The sequence below is a fragment of the Tenacibaculum sp. MEBiC06402 genome (assembly GCF_049239625.1).
Lineage (GTDB): Bacteria > Bacteroidota > Bacteroidia > Flavobacteriales > Flavobacteriaceae > Polaribacter.
On record NZ_JBMKKT010000100.1, the window covers coordinates 50,369 to 66,516 of the forward strand.

A 16,148-nucleotide genomic window follows, 5' to 3' on the forward strand; every position below is an offset into this window, starting at 1 on the left:
AGATATGAAGAGTATAAAAATAGTTATTGCTTTAGTTATTGTTACAGTATTTGCTTCATGTAATAATAAACGTAAACCACAAGTACAATATATGCCGGACATGTATGTGTCTGTACCATATGATGCTAACGGAGTTTCTTCGGCAGGAGAAGTCCCTGTAAATAGATTACCTGTTGCAGGAACTGTTAGTAGAAATGGAATAGTAGCTTATGATATTCCTGATACAAATGCAGGATATGAAAAAGCCAAGGCTGAATTAAAAAATCCATTATCTAAAACTGAAGAAAATTTAGAAAATGGTAAGAAAATGTATGGAATTTACTGTGCTGTTTGTCATGGTAAAAAAGGTGATGGTAACGGAATTTTAATGGAGAGAGAGAAGTTTTTAGGTATTCCTAATTACAAAGACAGAGACATCACTGAAGGAAGCATTTACCACGTTTTAATGTATGGTAAGAATATGATGGGGTCGCACTCAGGTCAACTTACGTACAAAGAGCGTTGGCAAGTTGTTCAGTATGTAGAGAAATTAAGAAGCGAATTAAAAAAATAAGTCTATAATAGATAGTTAAGATATGTACCAGTTTTCAGGAAAATTAAAAATGGTTGCTATTGTTTTAATGGCTGTAGGTTTGTTAGGAACTGTAATTAGTTTCATGAACACTCCTAGTTCATTAGAAGAAGCAAAAGAGATTTTAGCAGCTCAGGAAGCGTCTCATCATGGTGGACATGGAGCATCTCATGGAGGTGATACTCATCATGCAGATGCTGGTCATAAAAAGGAAGACAATCATGCTAATGAGCACAAAGATGAGTCTAATAAAGCTCATGTTTCTTCAGAAGAGCATAAAGAAGATACTCATTCTACTGAAGCATCTAAAGACTCATTACACCATGATACAACAGTTAAGACTGATAGTGTTGCAAAAGATGATAATCACAAAGATTCAACTAATGTTGCACATCATGATGATAAACATGAATCTCCAGATTACGCGGAAGATACTCGTTTAACAGATAGTTTAAATGGTCATGTTACTGAAAAAGCTCATGCAAATCCTACTCATGGAGAAGGGCATCATGGAGCTGATGCTGGACACCACGGTGATCATCATGCAGAGCATGCATTTCACCAAATGCAAAACAGACCATGGTCTGCCGTATATGTATCGTTATTATTTTTCTTAGGAATTACATTATTAGTTTTTGCATTTTATGCAGCTCAAAGAGTTGCGCAGGCTGGATGGTCAATTGCGTTATTTAGAGTAATGGAAGCTATTACTGCTAACATACATTATGTGAGTGTAGCGATGTTATTATTTATTATACTAACTGTAATGCACTATAATCATTTATTTCCTTGGATGGCAGAGGGTACATTTACTTTAGGTCACGAAAACTATGATCCAATCGTTGATGGAAAAAAATGGTTTATGAATGTTCCAGGTTGGGTAATGAGAAGTATTTTTTACTTATTAGTTTGGAATGGATTCCGTTTTATCATTAGAAAGAAGTCTATCGAACAAGATAATGGTGATTTAAAATTACACAAGAATCTTTACAACTTATCAGTAGGTTTCGTAGTTGTATTTATGATTACTGAAAGTATGATGTCTTGGGACTGGATTATGGGAATCGACCCTCACTGGTTCTCTACATTATTCGGATGGTATGTTTTAGCTACTTTCTTAGTTTCTGCATTAACAGTAATTTGTTTAGTAACATTATACTTAAGAGCAAAAGGACATTTACCAATGGTGAATGATAGCCATATTCATGATTTAGCTAAATTTATGTTTGGATTTTCTGTATTCTGGACATATTTATGGTTCGCACAATTCATGTTAATTTGGTATGCAGATATGCCAGAAGAAACGGTTTATTATGCATTACGTTTTAAAGAATACATCGTTCCATTTATTGGAATGTTAGCTTTAAACTTCATTTTCCCAATCCTATTATTAATTAACAGTGATTTCAAAACTGTGCCTTGGATTTTAGTAATTGGTGGATTATTCATATTAGTAGGTCACTATGTAGATTTATTCGTTATGATTATGCCTGGAACTGTTGGAGGTCAATGGGGATTCGGAATCGGTGAAATCAGTGCTTTCTTGTTTTTCTTAGGATTATTCATTTTCGCTACTTTTACTGCTTTTTCAAAAGCAGATCCTGTGGCAAAAGGAAATCCTTTCTTACATGAAAGTGAAACGCACCATTATTATATCATTGAACACAGAGGAGAGGATAACAACGCTCATCATTAATATTAAGAATAAAAAAATAAGTATATAGATATGCTAGCTCTATTTTATATTTTCATTGCAGTAGCACTAGGAGTAAGTTTTTGGCAGATAACGCGCGTAATGAATTTACGTAACGTAATTGCAACAGATGATGACAATAATAAGCAAGGTAAAATTGCTTTAGGTTTTATGGTCTTCTTATATGCAATGATGATTTATTGCTTATTAGCAATGAATGTTATCATGTTACCAGAAAGTGCTTCTATTGAAGGAGAACATGATGATACTCTTTTCAATATTACATTCGTTTTGATTGGTATTGTTCAGTTTATCATGCAGTTTTTAATTTTCTTTTTTACTTATAAGTATAGAGGAAATAAAGACAAGAAGGCTTTATTCTTTGCAGACAGTCATAAGTTAGAATTAATATGGACAGTAATTCCTGCGATTACAATCGTTTTATTAATTGGATACGGTTTATGGCAGTGGAACAATATTATGTATGTTGGAGATGACGAAAACCCAATTGTAATTGAGGTTTATTCTCAGCAATTTAGATGGGACGCTCGTTATGCAGGTGCTGATAATGAATTAGGTTTAGGAAATGTTAACTTCATTAATATCAATAAACAAAATACAATGGGTGTTGATATGTCAGATCCTAAGTCTCAAGATGATAAGCAGGTAACTGAATTATATTTACCAAAAGGAAAGAAAGTGTTGTTTAAGTTCCGTTCTCAGGATGTATTGCACTCGGCTTACATGCCTCACTTCAGGGCTCAAATGAACTGTGTTCCAGGTATGGTAACTCAATTTTCTTTTACACCTAAGTTTACGACTGAAGAAATGCGTCAGAATCCTGAGGTAATTGCTAAAGCAAAGGGAATAAATAAAATTCGTCAAGCTAAAGGTGAAGACCCTTATGTGTTTGATTACTTATTATTATGTAATAAGATTTGTGGAGCATCTCACTACAATATGCAAATGAAAATTACTGTTGTAGAAGAAGAAGACTACAAAAAGTGGTTAGGAGAGCAAAAAACTTTGGCTCAAGTAATTAAGTAAGATTTTTAAATAATTTTAATAAGATATATAAATTAAATTATGTCAGCAGAACATCACCATCATAAAGAAACATTTGTAACTAAGTACATTTTTAGTACTGACCATAAAATGATTTCTAAGCAGTTTTTGATTACAGGAATGTTCATGGGAATTATTGGTGTATTCATGTCAATGTTATTCCGTTTGCAGATTGCTTGGCCTGAGAAATCATTTTCTATTATAGAAGCTTTTTTAGGTAGTCATCAGCAAACTGATGGAATCATGAATCCAGACACGTACCTAGCATTAGTTACTATTCACGGTACTATTATGGTATTCTTTGTACTTACTGCAGGTTTAAGTGGTACATTTTCTAACTTATTAATTCCATTACAAATTGGAGCAAGAGATATGGCGTCAGGTTTCTTAAACATGATTTCATATTGGTTATTCTTTTTGTCTTCAGTAGTAATGGTTGTTTCATTATTTGTTGAAGCAGGACCAGCTTCTGCAGGATGGACTATTTACCCTCCATTATCAGCATTACCACAGGCAATTCCAGGTTCAGGTATGGGAATGACTTTATGGTTAGTGTCAATGGCAATTTTCATTGCGTCTTCGTTAATAGGATCATTAAATTATATTGTTACTGTTTTAAACCTGCGTACGAAAGGTATGAAGATGACAAGATTACCTTTAACAATGTGGGCATTTTTTGTAACTGCTATTATTGGGGTTATATCTTTCCCTGTATTATTATCGGCAGCATTATTATTAATTTTCGATAGAAGTTTTGGAACGTCGTTCTATTTATCAGATATATTTATCTCTGGAGAGGTATTACATTATCAAGGTGGATCACCAGTATTATTTGAACACTTATTCTGGTTCTTAGGTCACCCTGAGGTATATATTATTTTATTACCTGCATTAGGTATTTCTTCGGAAGTAATATCAACAAATTCAAGAAAGCCTATCTTCGGTTACCGCGCAATGATTGGTTCTATTTTAGGTATTGCATTCTTATCAACAATTGTATGGGGTCACCATATGTTCGTTTCAGGAATGAATCCATTCTTAGGATCTGTATTTACATTCACTACGGTTTTAATTGCAATTCCATCAGCTGTAAAAGCATTTAACTATGTTACTACATTATGGAAAGGTAATTTACAATTAAATCCTGCAATGTTATTCTCTATCGGATTAGTATCTACATTCGTAACTGGTGGTTTAACAGGATTAGTATTAGGAGATTCTGCATTAGATATTAATATTCACGATACGTATTTCGTAGTGGCTCACTTCCACTTAGTAATGGGAGTATCTGCATTGTTTGGTATGTTTGCTGGTATTTATCACTGGTATCCAAAAATGTATGGAAGAATGATGAATAAGGTAATGGGATACTGGCACTTCTGGTTAACTATTATTTCTGCATACGGAGTATTTTTCCCAATGCACTTCATTGGATTAGCTGGTTTACCACGTCGTTACTATACAAATACGTATTTCCCAATGTTTGATGATTTAGCAGACATTAATGTATTCATGACGGTAATGGCGATTATTGGAGGATTGGCTCAGTTAATTTTCTTAGCAAACTTCTTTATCTCTATGTATAGAGGACCAAAAGCTAGTCAAAACCCATGGAATTCTAATACATTAGAGTGGACAACTCCAGTTGAGCATATTCACGGAAACTGGCCAGGGAAAATTCCTGAAGTTCACCGTTGGGCATACGACTATAGTAAAACAGATGATAATGGGAATTATATTCATGGACAAGATTTTGTTTTACAAACTACACCATTAAAAGACGGAGAAGAACCATCTTAAAAATGTTTATATAAAATAAAAAACCTTTCATCGAAATGAAAGGTTTTTTTTTGCCTATATTCCGTTTAGATTAATTTTAGATATATGAATCAACTTAAACACCTTACCCTGGCATTATCATTAAGCATTTGTTTTTTTAGCTGTAATTCAAGTAAAAAGGTTACAGACAGCAAACAAACAAATGAAACTCCAGAGTATTTTACTAGTAGTGGTTATGTAAAAGCAATAATAACCAATAATAGCAATAATTCTGGGTGTGCTTTAATAGTTAAACTTGAAGGTTCAAAAGAGCTCTTAGATCCACTTGAAATTAATCCTGATAACTATCAAAATGAACAGAAGATATGGTTTAAGTTTAGTTCTACAAGAATGATGAATAGGTGTGAACAAGCTAGGCCAGTAAAAGTTATAGATATAAAAAAAAGAGATGAATAAAAACATCTCTTTTTTTATGAATATACGTTAGTTATAAAGATAAGTCATTATTTAACTACTAACTTTACTGTTTTAAAAGCTCTTTTTGTTCCCATACGAACAAAATATACTCCTGGGTTCGTATAAGACATATCTAACGAATATTTATACTTATTACCTTCTTTTGAAATATTATTATATATAATTTGTTTACCTAGAATATCGTAAACTCTGAAACTTAAAATATCTTGATACTTCGTTGTTAATTCAATTTCAAATAATTTATTAGGAAGCGTAAGCACCTTAATCTCTGAATTTTCCAAAATAATATCGTTAGTGCTTAATGTAGTATCTACGATATTAACTGTATAATCATGAACTTCTCCAAAACCATAATCAGAGCATGGATTATTTATATCACCACTAGCAGTTGTATCTATTGCTTTAACTCTTAGAACATGTGAGCCTAAAGGCGCAGTTAGTGGAATATTTAAATCAAAGTTTTGAAGAGAATTAGCAACTGAAAATGATTCGCCAACGACTAATTGCTCAGTGTTTTCAAATTCTCCGTTATCATTAAAATCTATCCAAACTGATAAACTTTCACCTGTTGGGTTATCAGTCCAATTATGCTGAGCTCTCAAGATATAAGGTGAAGAAAACGATCTATCTAAATCAGTTGATAAATCTCTTCTATCTACATAACCAACAACACTTCCTGTTGAATTACAACCATCATTACCATCATCCGCATCAATATCCTCTAAAATAAACCTTTTAATACCGTCAACTCCACAGCCCAGTGCTTCAGGAGTACATATAGAGAAAGCATTAGTAACTTGCGTAGAAAAGTTATCATTAGATGTATTAGCATCATTAGTTAAATTTGTAAAGGCTTCAATAGTATAAACTTGATTAGTTGTAGAAAGATTAGCTTTCACAGAAAAAGTAAATGTATTAGTTGCTCCTTGCCCCAAAGTTCCAGTATAGGTTTCCGTTACTGCAGTACCACCATCAATTGTATAACTTACTGGGAAATTAGATTGATTATCTTTACCGAAATTTTTTATAGTTACGGTAATATCTTCAGAATTTGATAAAACACCATTAATTGGGTTATCAATACTAACAACGCCAACATCATTATTTGGAGGGTCAGTTAACTGAAATACGCCAACCATATTACTTCTTGCACCATTATTAAAATACTCACTTACAAACCAGAAATCAGCATCATTTGAAGGGTCAACTGTTAAATGAGAATAATCAGCGTATCTTGTATTTGTATTGTCAGTATTGCTTTGAACGATTAATTCCTCTAAAGCTGTCATTGTATTTAAAGGATCGTCTTTAAATCTCCCAGAATATCTCAAAGAAATACTTTCAGTAGCACTGACAGATGAGTATCCCATTCCGATATTTCCTTCTCCATCCATAGCCATACTTGCTCCAAAGGCATGTCTTCCATCCGGAGCTACATAAGTTCCTTCTTGATAAATTGACCAAGGTTGTCCATCGCCCGTTTGTCTTAATTCGTACCATCTTATTCCAGCTAATTTTCCATTAGCATCTGTATTTACAACGAAATTAAATACTACCGAATTATGAGTTGCAAATTTTCTGAATTGAGCTTGATTCATAATTGTAGCTTGCATAGCGTCAATATTTGGACCTGTTGGTTGTGGAAGGTTTGCAAATCCACCTCCATCAAAGACACCAGTAAAAGGCGCGGTAGTAATTTGAGTAGGAGCGGAGATAGTTGAATTGAAAGAATTGTTCCAATCGACATTAATTGTCCATAGTTTTAAGTGATCTGAATTGACATTTGACCATGCATCGTCTTGCATATATACAATAGTAGCATTACCTCTAGCAGGTAAATTTCCGTCAGTCACGTTAAACGCTTGTGGACTGTAAAAACCGTTTGTCTCTATACCAGTAAGAGAAAAAGCTTGAATGCTTGCTGAAATATCACCTACTAACATTTTATCTCTTTCCAAAGCCCAAACTTGTCCATTTCTAGTATTTCCATCTGTGTCAGATGCGCTAATATTTGCAGTTACATAATATCCGTCCGACCAAATCGAGAATTTAGTATAATCAGGAAATGTACCCGTTTGAAACCCATTCGCACTATAAACGTGCCAACCTCCATTCACAGGATCGTTAGTTTGAGAGATAGCAACGTGAAATCCGTTAGGATTGTTTTCAAACTCAGTTACAATATAGCGGTCTGCTTGTGCATCATACAGCACAATTGGATCTCCATTTGGTGTTCCTGGAAATAAAGTAGTTAAACTGGCTGCAGGTGTAGCCGGAGTACCATCTTTATTAAAGATACGAAAGGCAGTATTCCAAGAGGCTATATAATAATCTCGTCCAACAGCTCCGGTTGGATCTGAAGGTGTAGCAGCACTATTTGTAGTTTCGAAAGTTAAACTAGTAGATTTAATTCGCTTGCCAATAGAGCTTTTTTGAGTGCTTAATAATGGATCTAGGCCTTTAGGTAAACCTTTTCCGGGAACTACATTATTCCCTTTTGTTCGCTTATCCTTTCCATAAAAATTATCTTTATTTATAGACGCAGGGATGAAAGTTTTGTTTTTTATCTGTTGGTTAATACTAGGAACAAATTTGTAATTTAGAGTTCCCTTCCAAACAGCCTTTTGTGATTGATTAGAAATCTTATTTTGTCCGTAAATTGTAGAAAGTAGACAAAGATTTGCTAATAACAATAATCTTTTAATTATAGAGTTCATTTTATTATGAGGAATTTATTGAGCAAATATAACTGATTGAGCTTAATTAATAAGGATGAATTAATTTTAATGGATATTTTTAAAGTAACATTTATTACAGACTTACAATCCGTTTTAAAGTATATTTGCATATATGAATGAGCATTTGAATCCTGAAAATACAAATTATTCGAATGAGGAAATGGATGTAGAAAAAAAGCTACGTCCACTGTCCTTTGATGATTTTACCGGACAGGAACAGGCAATTGAGAACTTGAAGATATTTGTTGAAGCGGCAAATCAACGCGATGAAGCTCTTGATCATGCATTGTTTCATGGGCCACCTGGTTTAGGAAAAACTACTTTGGCTAATATTTTGGCTAATGAGTTAGGAGTTGGAATTAAAGTTACTTCTGGTCCGGTTTTAGATAAACCTGGAGATTTAGCAGGCTTACTTACAAATCTGGAAGAGAGAGATGTTTTGTTCATTGATGAGATTCATCGTTTAAGTCCAGTTGTGGAGGAGTATTTATATTCTGCCATGGAAGACTACAAAATTGATATAATGATAGAATCTGGCCCAAACGCTAGAACTGTTCAGATTAACCTTGAACCGTTTACACTTGTTGGTGCTACTACAAGATCAGGTTTACTTACAGCTCCTATGAGAGCGCGTTTCGGAATTAGTAGTCGCTTACACTATTATTCTACAGAATTATTAACTACTATAATTCAACGAAGTGCAATGATTTTAGGAGTTCCTATTTCAATGGAAGCAGCTATTGAAATAGCTGGAAGAAGTAGGGGAACCCCTCGAATAGCGAACGCATTACTTAGAAGAGTTCGTGATTTTGCTCAAATTAAAGGTGATGGTAATATCACATTGGGAATAGCACAATATGCTTTAAAAGCACTTAATGTTGATGCCCACGGGTTAGATGAGATGGATAATAAAATTCTGGTTACGATTATAGACAAGTTTAAAGGAGGACCTGTTGGTATTACAACTTTAGCTACAGCTGTTGGAGAGAATGCAGAAACCATTGAAGAAGTTTATGAACCTTTTTTAATTCAAGAAGGATTTATTATGCGAACTCCAAGAGGAAGAGAAGTTACAGATTTAGCTTATAAACATTTAGGTAAAATAAAAGGAAGTAGTCAAGGAGAATTGTTTTAGGTGAAGTTAAACAAAATCATACCTATATTTGAATGGTTACCAAATTATAAAAAGGACCAACTAAGCAGTGATATTATTGCGGGAATAACTGTAGCAACAGTTTTAATTCCTCAGGGTATTGCATATGCGTTGATTGCTGGTTTGCCTCCTATATATGGCTTGTACTCAGCTCTAATTCCACAAGTTGTTTATGCTATTTTTGGATCATCTCGACATGTAGCCATAGGTCCAGTAGCAACAGATTCATTAATTGTTGCTTCAAGTATATCAACAATTGCGCTTATCGGATCAGAAAGTTATATAGCAATAGCTATTTTTCTAGCTTTTTTAGTCGGAAGTATTCAGTTTTTAATGGGGGTTTTTCGATTAGGCTTTATTGTCAATTTTTTATCGAAACCGGTAATTACAGGATTCACTTCAGCTTTGGCTATAACAATTGGTTTGAATCAATTTAAGAATTTTTTTGGGGTTGATTTTTTACAGAGTGATCAAGTACACATTCTTTTAGATGACATGTTATCTAGAATATTAGAGTTTGATACAAAAACAACGATTATTGGATTGACAACAAGCATTATAATTATTGCGCTTAGAAAGATTAATAAAAAAATACCAAATTCTCTAATTGTTGTTGTTTTAGGAATACTAACAATGTTTTTGTTTAGAGATTTTTTCTCGGAGGTAGCAATAGTTGAAGAGATTCCTTCTGGTTTGCCTGGTTTCGTCATTCCTGAATTTAACTTTGGATTGATAAGAGAGTTATTACCAATGGCATTTACATTAGTTATGGTTGGTTATTTAGAAACTATATCGATTGGTAAATATTTAGAGTCTCAACAAGATGAGTACAAAGTAGATTCAAATCAGGAGCTAATTGCTTTGGGTTTAAGTAATATTTTTGGATCCTTTTTTAAAGCATATCCATCGACTTCTAGTTTCTCCAGATCAGCAATTAATTTTGATGCTGGGGCTAAAACTGGAGTAGCTGCTTTTGTATCGGCGGCACTAGTTGTACTTACTCTATTATATTTAACACCTGTGTTTTATTTTTTACCTAAATCAGTTCTAGCAGCAATAATTATAGTAGCTGTTTTTAGATTGGTGAATATAAAAGAGGCTAGGTTTCTTTGGAGAGCTAATAATTTAGATTTTTGGTTGTTGTTAGTTACATTTTGTGCTACTTTATTTCTTGGAGTAGAGTTAGGTATTTTAATTGGAGTAGGTGTGTCTTTAGTTGTGTTAATCTTTAGAACATCACGACCGAATGTTGTTGAATTGGGTAAAGTTCCAGATTCCGACTTTTATCGAAATAAAAATCGCTTTAAAGAAGTTATTATAGAAGATGATGTTTTAGTATTTCGTTTTGATGCGCAATTGTTTTATGCCAACTCTAATTATTTTAGAGAAGAATTGGAGACAATGGTCAATCAAAAAGGAGAGCAGTTAAAGTTAATTGTTTTGGACGGAGAAAGTATTAATAGAGTGGATAGTACTGGAGTTGAAATGCTGAAACAGCAAATTATATTTTATCAGAGAAAAGGAATATTATTTTATTTCGCAGGAATTAAAGGCCCAGTAAGAGATGCTTTATTTAAGGCAGGAATGTTAGATTTAATTAGTATCGATCACTTTTTTATGCGTGCTAATTGGGCTGTACTATTTTATAAAACAGGAGATAATCAAAATCAGAAAAAATACGCACAATACATACATCAAGCGTATAGATAAAAAATAAAGAAAATGAAGATAGAGCAAATTTATACGAAATGTTTATCACAAGGAGCTTACTATATTGAAAGTAAAGGTGAAGCGGCTATTATTGATCCATTAAGAGAAGTGCAGCCGTATATAGATAAAGCTATTAAAGACGATGCTAAAATTAAATACATTTTTGAAACACATTTTCATGCTGATTTCGTTAGTGGTCATATTACTTTAGCGGAAAAAACAGGTGCGAAAATAGTATACGGTCCAACGGCTTCAACAAATTTTGATGCTTACATAGCAAAAGATAACGAATCATTTTTTGTTGGAGATCTTGAAATTGTGGCATTGCACACTCCAGGTCATACAATGGAAAGTACGGTGTACTTATTGAAAGATGAATCAGGAAAAGATTATGCTATTTTTAGTGGAGATACATTGTTTATTGGTGATGTCGGAAGACCTGATTTAGCTCAAAAAGGAAATCTAACAATGGAAGATCTTGCAGGCTATTTATATGATAGTCTTCGAAATAAAATTATGGTTTTAAACGACGATGTTATCGTATATCCAGCACACGGAGCTGGTTCTGCATGTGGTAAACATTTAAGTAATGAAACCGTTAGTACCATAGGAAATCAAAAGAAGACAAATTATGCTTTACGAGCAAACATGAGTCGAGATGAGTTTGTAAAAGAAGTAACAGATGGTTTATTGCCTCCACCTGACTATTTTCCTTTAAATGTAAAATTAAATAAGGAAGGATATGAATCAATAGATACTATTCTTGAAAAAGGGACGAAATCTTTAACAGTTGAGCAGTTTATTGAAAAGAAAGATAAGTACGAAGCATTAATATTAGATGTCCGTCATCAATCTGATTTTATAAAAGGTTTTGTGCCAAATTCTATGTTTATTGGATTAAATGGAACTTTCGCTCCTTGGGTAGGTGCGTTAATAAAAGATATTCATCAACCAATTATTTTAATTACTCCAGAAGGTAGAGAAGAAGAAACGATCACGAGATTAGCTAGAGTTGGTTTTGATAATGTAATTGGTTATTTAGAAGGAGGTTTTCAAGCTTGGCAAAAAGCCAATGAAACCATAGATACATTAACATCAATTTCGGCGAAAAAATTAGAAGAGAATATACAAAATGGCGCTATTGTTTTTGATGTAAGAAAGCCTGGAGAATATGATAATGAGCACATAAAAGGTGTGAAAAATACACCACTTGATTATTTAAATGATTATATTAGTGTATTCCCTCAAGATAAAAAATTCTTTATTCATTGTGCAGGAGGGTATAGATCTGTTATTGCAGCATCTATTCTTAAAGCTAAAGGATTTCACAATGTTATTGATGTAGCTGGAGGGTTTGCAGCGATTCGTGAAACTAATATTGAAAGAACTAATCCGGTTTGTTTATCTTCTTAAAATAGCATAAGAAATTATGAAGAAGCTACTTTTAAGTCTATTGTTAATTACGGTTATAACATCTTGTGTCAAAAGTGATTCAAGAGTTAAAAATATAACCGTGGATGATTTAAAAGTAATATTACAACAGGATAAAAACATCCAATTATTAGATGTTAGAACTTCCTCTGAAGCTAAAAATGGAATTATTTTCGATGCTGTTCAGGTCAATTTAATTTCAAATAATTTTGAATCTAGAGTTATCGAAGTTTTAGATAAAAAGCAACCAGTTTACGTTTATTGTCGTTCTGGAGGCAGAAGTAAAATAGCAGCTTCTGTTTTGGTTAAAAATGGATTTGATGTATATAATGTCAAAGGAGGATATAAGGAGTGGATTAAGAAAAATAAAATAGAATGATAAGAGAAATTAATATAGAGAATCTAAAATGTGGAGGTTGTGCTAACACAATAAAAAATGGATTGTCAGAGATTAAAGGAGTAGATAATATTAATGTCAATGTTGAGGATTCAAAAGTTTTATTTCACGCTCCAGATACTTTAGTAGAAAAAGTAAAAGACAAATTATCGAAACTGGGGTATCCAGAAGTTGGAGATGAGAATAATTTGCTTCATAAGGCAAAGTCTTTTGTAAGTTGTGCAGTTGGACGAATAAAATCATAACATTGAAGAAACAAACTAATTATAAAAACTGGTCGTTTAGATTATTAATCTACGTGATACTGTTAAATACGGTAATAGCTTATTTAATAACTGCTTATCAATCATTTGCAGATAAACCAGATGTGTTTTATCTTAAGAAGTTACCACTTGCACTTTTAACAAGTTTATTGTTTGCAGTGGGTATTGTATTCACAGTTTTAAGTGTAAACAATAAAGAGGAAAAGGATTATAAATACTATATATCAGTTTATGGATATCCAATATTTATAATTTTTACAATTTTAACTTCATTGTTTTAATAATAAAAAAGGCCGAGTTTTTACTCGGCCTTTTTGGTTAAAAACATTCTATAATTAGAACTTGAATGTAACTCCCGCTAAGAAGTTAATCGTTGCTTGCGGATAATATCCTGCGCCATCAATAGTAGTGGTTACGCCAGGATTTGACCATGTATCGTCGTAGAAGAAATAGTATCCTCTGTCTACATATTCTTTATTGAAAATGTTGTTTACCAAACCAGTAAATACAATTGAATCAAATATTTTATTCGTTTTTAATTCGTAAACGATATTCAAATCACTTGTAAAATATCCCTCTAGTTTTTCATTATTAGAAATACGTCCTCCTAAATTCCCCATGAATTGCTCTCCAACATATTTCGATAAAAATGCAATTTGAAAGTTATTTGTAGGTTTATAAACTAAAGAGTTTCCAATAATAACGTTTGGAGAAAAGGAAATATTTGTATTTCCTAAGTTTTCGATAACTCCATCAATTGGAGCATTAAAATCTCTATTCTGATTTGTACTTAATCCTAAATTTGGTTTAATAGAAACCTGCTCAGTTAAAGTAATATCGGCATCAACTTCTAATCCAAAACGGAAACTACTTCCACTAGTTTCTCTTAATGGCTCTCCAACATTATTAATAGCTCCAGATAATACTAACTGGTTCGTGTAATCCATGTAAAACAAGTTCGTGTTTATTTTTACATTATCAGTAGCTAAACGCCATCCTAACTCAAAATCATCTAACGTTTCATGTTGTGTATTTCCACCTTCAAAGTCGTTTCTGTTCGGCTCTCTATTTGCTCTTGCATACGATAAATAGAAACTGTTAGTTTCATTTAATTGATATGTTAATCCAGCTTTTGGATTGAAGAAATTAAAATCTTTATCAATATCTAAAGGAACTCTATCAGAGTTTAATCCTCCAGTTCTATAGTTTACAAACCTTCCTTGTAAATCAACATAAGCATTTAACTTGTCATTAAGTCTAATATTAGTTTTAATGAAGGAACTTAAATCATGCTTCTTAGCATCACTAAAATAGTAACGATCTCTAATATTTACATTCGGAGCTAAGTCACTTCCCCAAATTACTTCACCATAATGATCATTTGTATAATTACTATAAGACCCACCAGCTATTATTTCTAATCCATCAATAGTATATGTTGCAGAAGCATTAAAAACATAGAAATGATTATCTAACCAACGACGAACAATGACATCACTACCATCAACAATTAAGTTGTTAAAGTCAGCAGCAGACTCACCTGGTTTATATTGCTCAAAGTATCCTTTTCCACGCGTGTAGTTTAAACCAATATTTGTAGATAATTTGTCACTGAACTTTTCATTCCAGTGTAATTGATAATGATCTTGCCAGTAGTTATCTGTTTCATTCTCGTATGTGTATGGATTTTGACGACGATTTTCTGCTAATTCTTGAGCAGTTAAACCAAACCAAGCTTGGTAAGTTTGCTCTGATCCTCCAAAAACAACTGCTTTAATTAAAGTGTTGTCATCAGAATAACTTCCTTGTAAAAAGTATGATTTTAAATCAGTAAAAGCACGATCTACATATCCATCAGAGTAAATATTAGATAAACGACCAGAAAATTCGAAATGATCGTTTACTCTTCCTGTAGTGAATTTAACAGTGTGCTTACGAGTTCCGAAAGATCCAAAAGCGTTTGAAATTTCTCCACCAGCTTCCTCAGAAATAGCATCAGTTAAAATGTTTAAACTAGCACCAAAAGCTCCAGATCCGTTAGTCGAAGTTCCAACCCCACGTTGTAATTGTAAACTTTGAGTGGATGAAGCAAAATCTCCTAAGTTCACCCAAAATGTTCCTTGACTTTCAGGGTCGTTATAAGGAATTCCGTTAATAGTAACATTAATTCTTGTGGCATCTGAACCACGAACTCTCATGTACGTATATCCAATACCTGCTCCAGCGTCAGAGGAAGATATCACAGAAGGTAAATAGTTTAATAACACCGGAATGTCTTGTCCTAAATTACGCTTAGCAATTTCTTTTTTAGATAAGTTCGAGTGAGTTACAGGAGCGTCTGCTTTTACACGAATAGATGAAACTAAAACTTCATCTAAAACTTCATCTTCCGAAATTAATTTGATTACAATATCTTTCGTTCCTGAAGCAACTTCTTTTTTAATAGTTCTAAACCCAACAAAAGATACTTCTACCAAATGTTTACCTTCCGGAACTCTTAATGTAAAGTTACCATCAGCGTCAGTGATAGATCCTTTTTTGATATCGCGAATAATTACGCTTGCCCCATTTAAAGGATTTGAATTACTATCAACTACTTTACCTGAAATAACACTAGTTTGGCCTTGAACCGTTAATGAAATTGAAAATAGTAAAAGAGATACTAGCATCTTCACTCTTTTACAAATGTTTAAAAACGTCATTTTAAAAATAAGTGAATAAAAAGAGGTAATTATTCGTTTTTGTTGTTTGAATAATTATTGTGAAATATATTATCACTTTTACGTTTGAAAAATTAATTTCAATTCAATTTCAAACGTTCATTTCCCTAAACAGCATTACCTGTTCTAGGTTCAATGGGTATGATCTCAG

General features: G+C 32.9%; 13 protein-coding genes. 11 read left to right on the top strand and 2 right to left on the bottom strand.

What is annotated here, in order from left to right:
* Positions 1 to 4 precede the first annotated feature (4 nt).
* From ACOSP6_RS12740 to ACOSP6_RS12760, 5 genes are all read left to right on the top strand, one after another.
* A complete protein-coding gene (locus ACOSP6_RS12740; protein ID WP_422094288.1) occupies positions 5 to 553 on the top strand; it encodes a c-type cytochrome in 549 nt (182 codons plus the stop codon).
* A gap of 22 nt (positions 554 to 575) precedes the next feature.
* Complete coding sequence (locus ACOSP6_RS12745) at positions 576 to 2,267, top strand: quinol:cytochrome C oxidoreductase (RefSeq protein WP_422094289.1); 1,692 nt, start codon at positions 576 to 578, stop codon at positions 2,265 to 2,267.
* 30 nt (positions 2,268 to 2,297) lie between these two features.
* Positions 2,298 to 3,311: a cytochrome c oxidase subunit II gene (locus ACOSP6_RS12750; protein ID WP_422094290.1), complete on the top strand. Its 1,014-nt coding sequence runs from the start codon at positions 2,298 to 2,300 to the stop codon at positions 3,309 to 3,311.
* A 39-nt stretch (positions 3,312 to 3,350) separates the two neighbouring features.
* Positions 3,351 to 5,129 (top strand): cytochrome c oxidase subunit I, encoded by a 1,779-nt coding sequence (locus ACOSP6_RS12755; protein WP_422094291.1) that lies wholly within the window; start codon positions 3,351 to 3,353, stop codon positions 5,127 to 5,129.
* Positions 5,130 to 5,213: 84 nt separating this feature from the next.
* Positions 5,214 to 5,564, top strand: a complete 351-nt coding sequence (locus ACOSP6_RS12760; RefSeq protein ID WP_422094292.1) for a hypothetical protein — start codon at positions 5,214 to 5,216, stop codon at positions 5,562 to 5,564.
* A gap of 47 nt (positions 5,565 to 5,611) precedes the next feature.
* Here ACOSP6_RS12760 and ACOSP6_RS12765 read toward each other — a convergent pair whose 3' ends face one another.
* The gene (locus tag ACOSP6_RS12765; protein WP_422094293.1) at positions 5,612 to 8,302 is read right to left on the bottom strand and encodes a GEVED domain-containing protein; all 2,691 of its coding nucleotides are present in this window, start codon (positions 8,300 to 8,302) and stop codon (positions 5,612 to 5,614) included.
* 133 nt (positions 8,303 to 8,435) lie between these two features.
* On the opposite strand from ACOSP6_RS12765, the gene ruvB reads away from it, so the two are divergent.
* From ruvB to ACOSP6_RS12795, 6 genes are read left to right on the top strand one after another with little or no spacing between them, the layout of a single operon-like run.
* Positions 8,436 to 9,458, top strand: coding sequence for a Holliday junction branch migration DNA helicase RuvB (ruvB, locus tag ACOSP6_RS12770; RefSeq protein ID WP_422094294.1), 1,023 nt, complete (start codon positions 8,436 to 8,438; stop codon positions 9,456 to 9,458).
* Positions 9,459 to 11,186, top strand: coding sequence for a SulP family inorganic anion transporter (locus ACOSP6_RS12775; protein ID WP_422094295.1), 1,728 nt, complete (start codon positions 9,459 to 9,461; stop codon positions 11,184 to 11,186).
* Between the two features lie 12 nt (positions 11,187 to 11,198).
* A complete protein-coding gene (locus tag ACOSP6_RS12780) occupies positions 11,199 to 12,599 on the top strand; it encodes an MBL fold metallo-hydrolase (protein ID WP_422094296.1) in 1,401 nt (466 codons plus the stop codon).
* Between the two features lie 16 nt (positions 12,600 to 12,615).
* Positions 12,616 to 12,996 (top strand): rhodanese-like domain-containing protein, encoded by a 381-nt coding sequence (locus ACOSP6_RS12785; RefSeq protein WP_422094297.1) that lies wholly within the window; start codon positions 12,616 to 12,618, stop codon positions 12,994 to 12,996.
* Positions 12,993 to 13,259, top strand: coding sequence for a heavy-metal-associated domain-containing protein (locus ACOSP6_RS12790; protein WP_422094298.1), 267 nt, complete (start codon positions 12,993 to 12,995; stop codon positions 13,257 to 13,259). The genes ACOSP6_RS12785 and ACOSP6_RS12790 overlap by 4 nt, the downstream gene beginning before the upstream one ends.
* A 2-nt stretch (positions 13,260 to 13,261) precedes the next feature.
* Positions 13,262 to 13,558, top strand: a complete 297-nt coding sequence (locus tag ACOSP6_RS12795; RefSeq protein WP_422094299.1) for a hypothetical protein — start codon at positions 13,262 to 13,264, stop codon at positions 13,556 to 13,558.
* A 54-nt stretch (positions 13,559 to 13,612) separates the two neighbouring features.
* Here the strand turns inward: ACOSP6_RS12795 and ACOSP6_RS12800 are convergent, their stop codons facing one another.
* Entirely contained in the window at positions 13,613 to 15,946 is a 2,334-nt protein-coding gene (locus ACOSP6_RS12800) for a TonB-dependent receptor (RefSeq protein ID WP_422094300.1), read from the bottom strand.
* Positions 15,947 to 16,148: the final 202 nt, after the last annotated feature.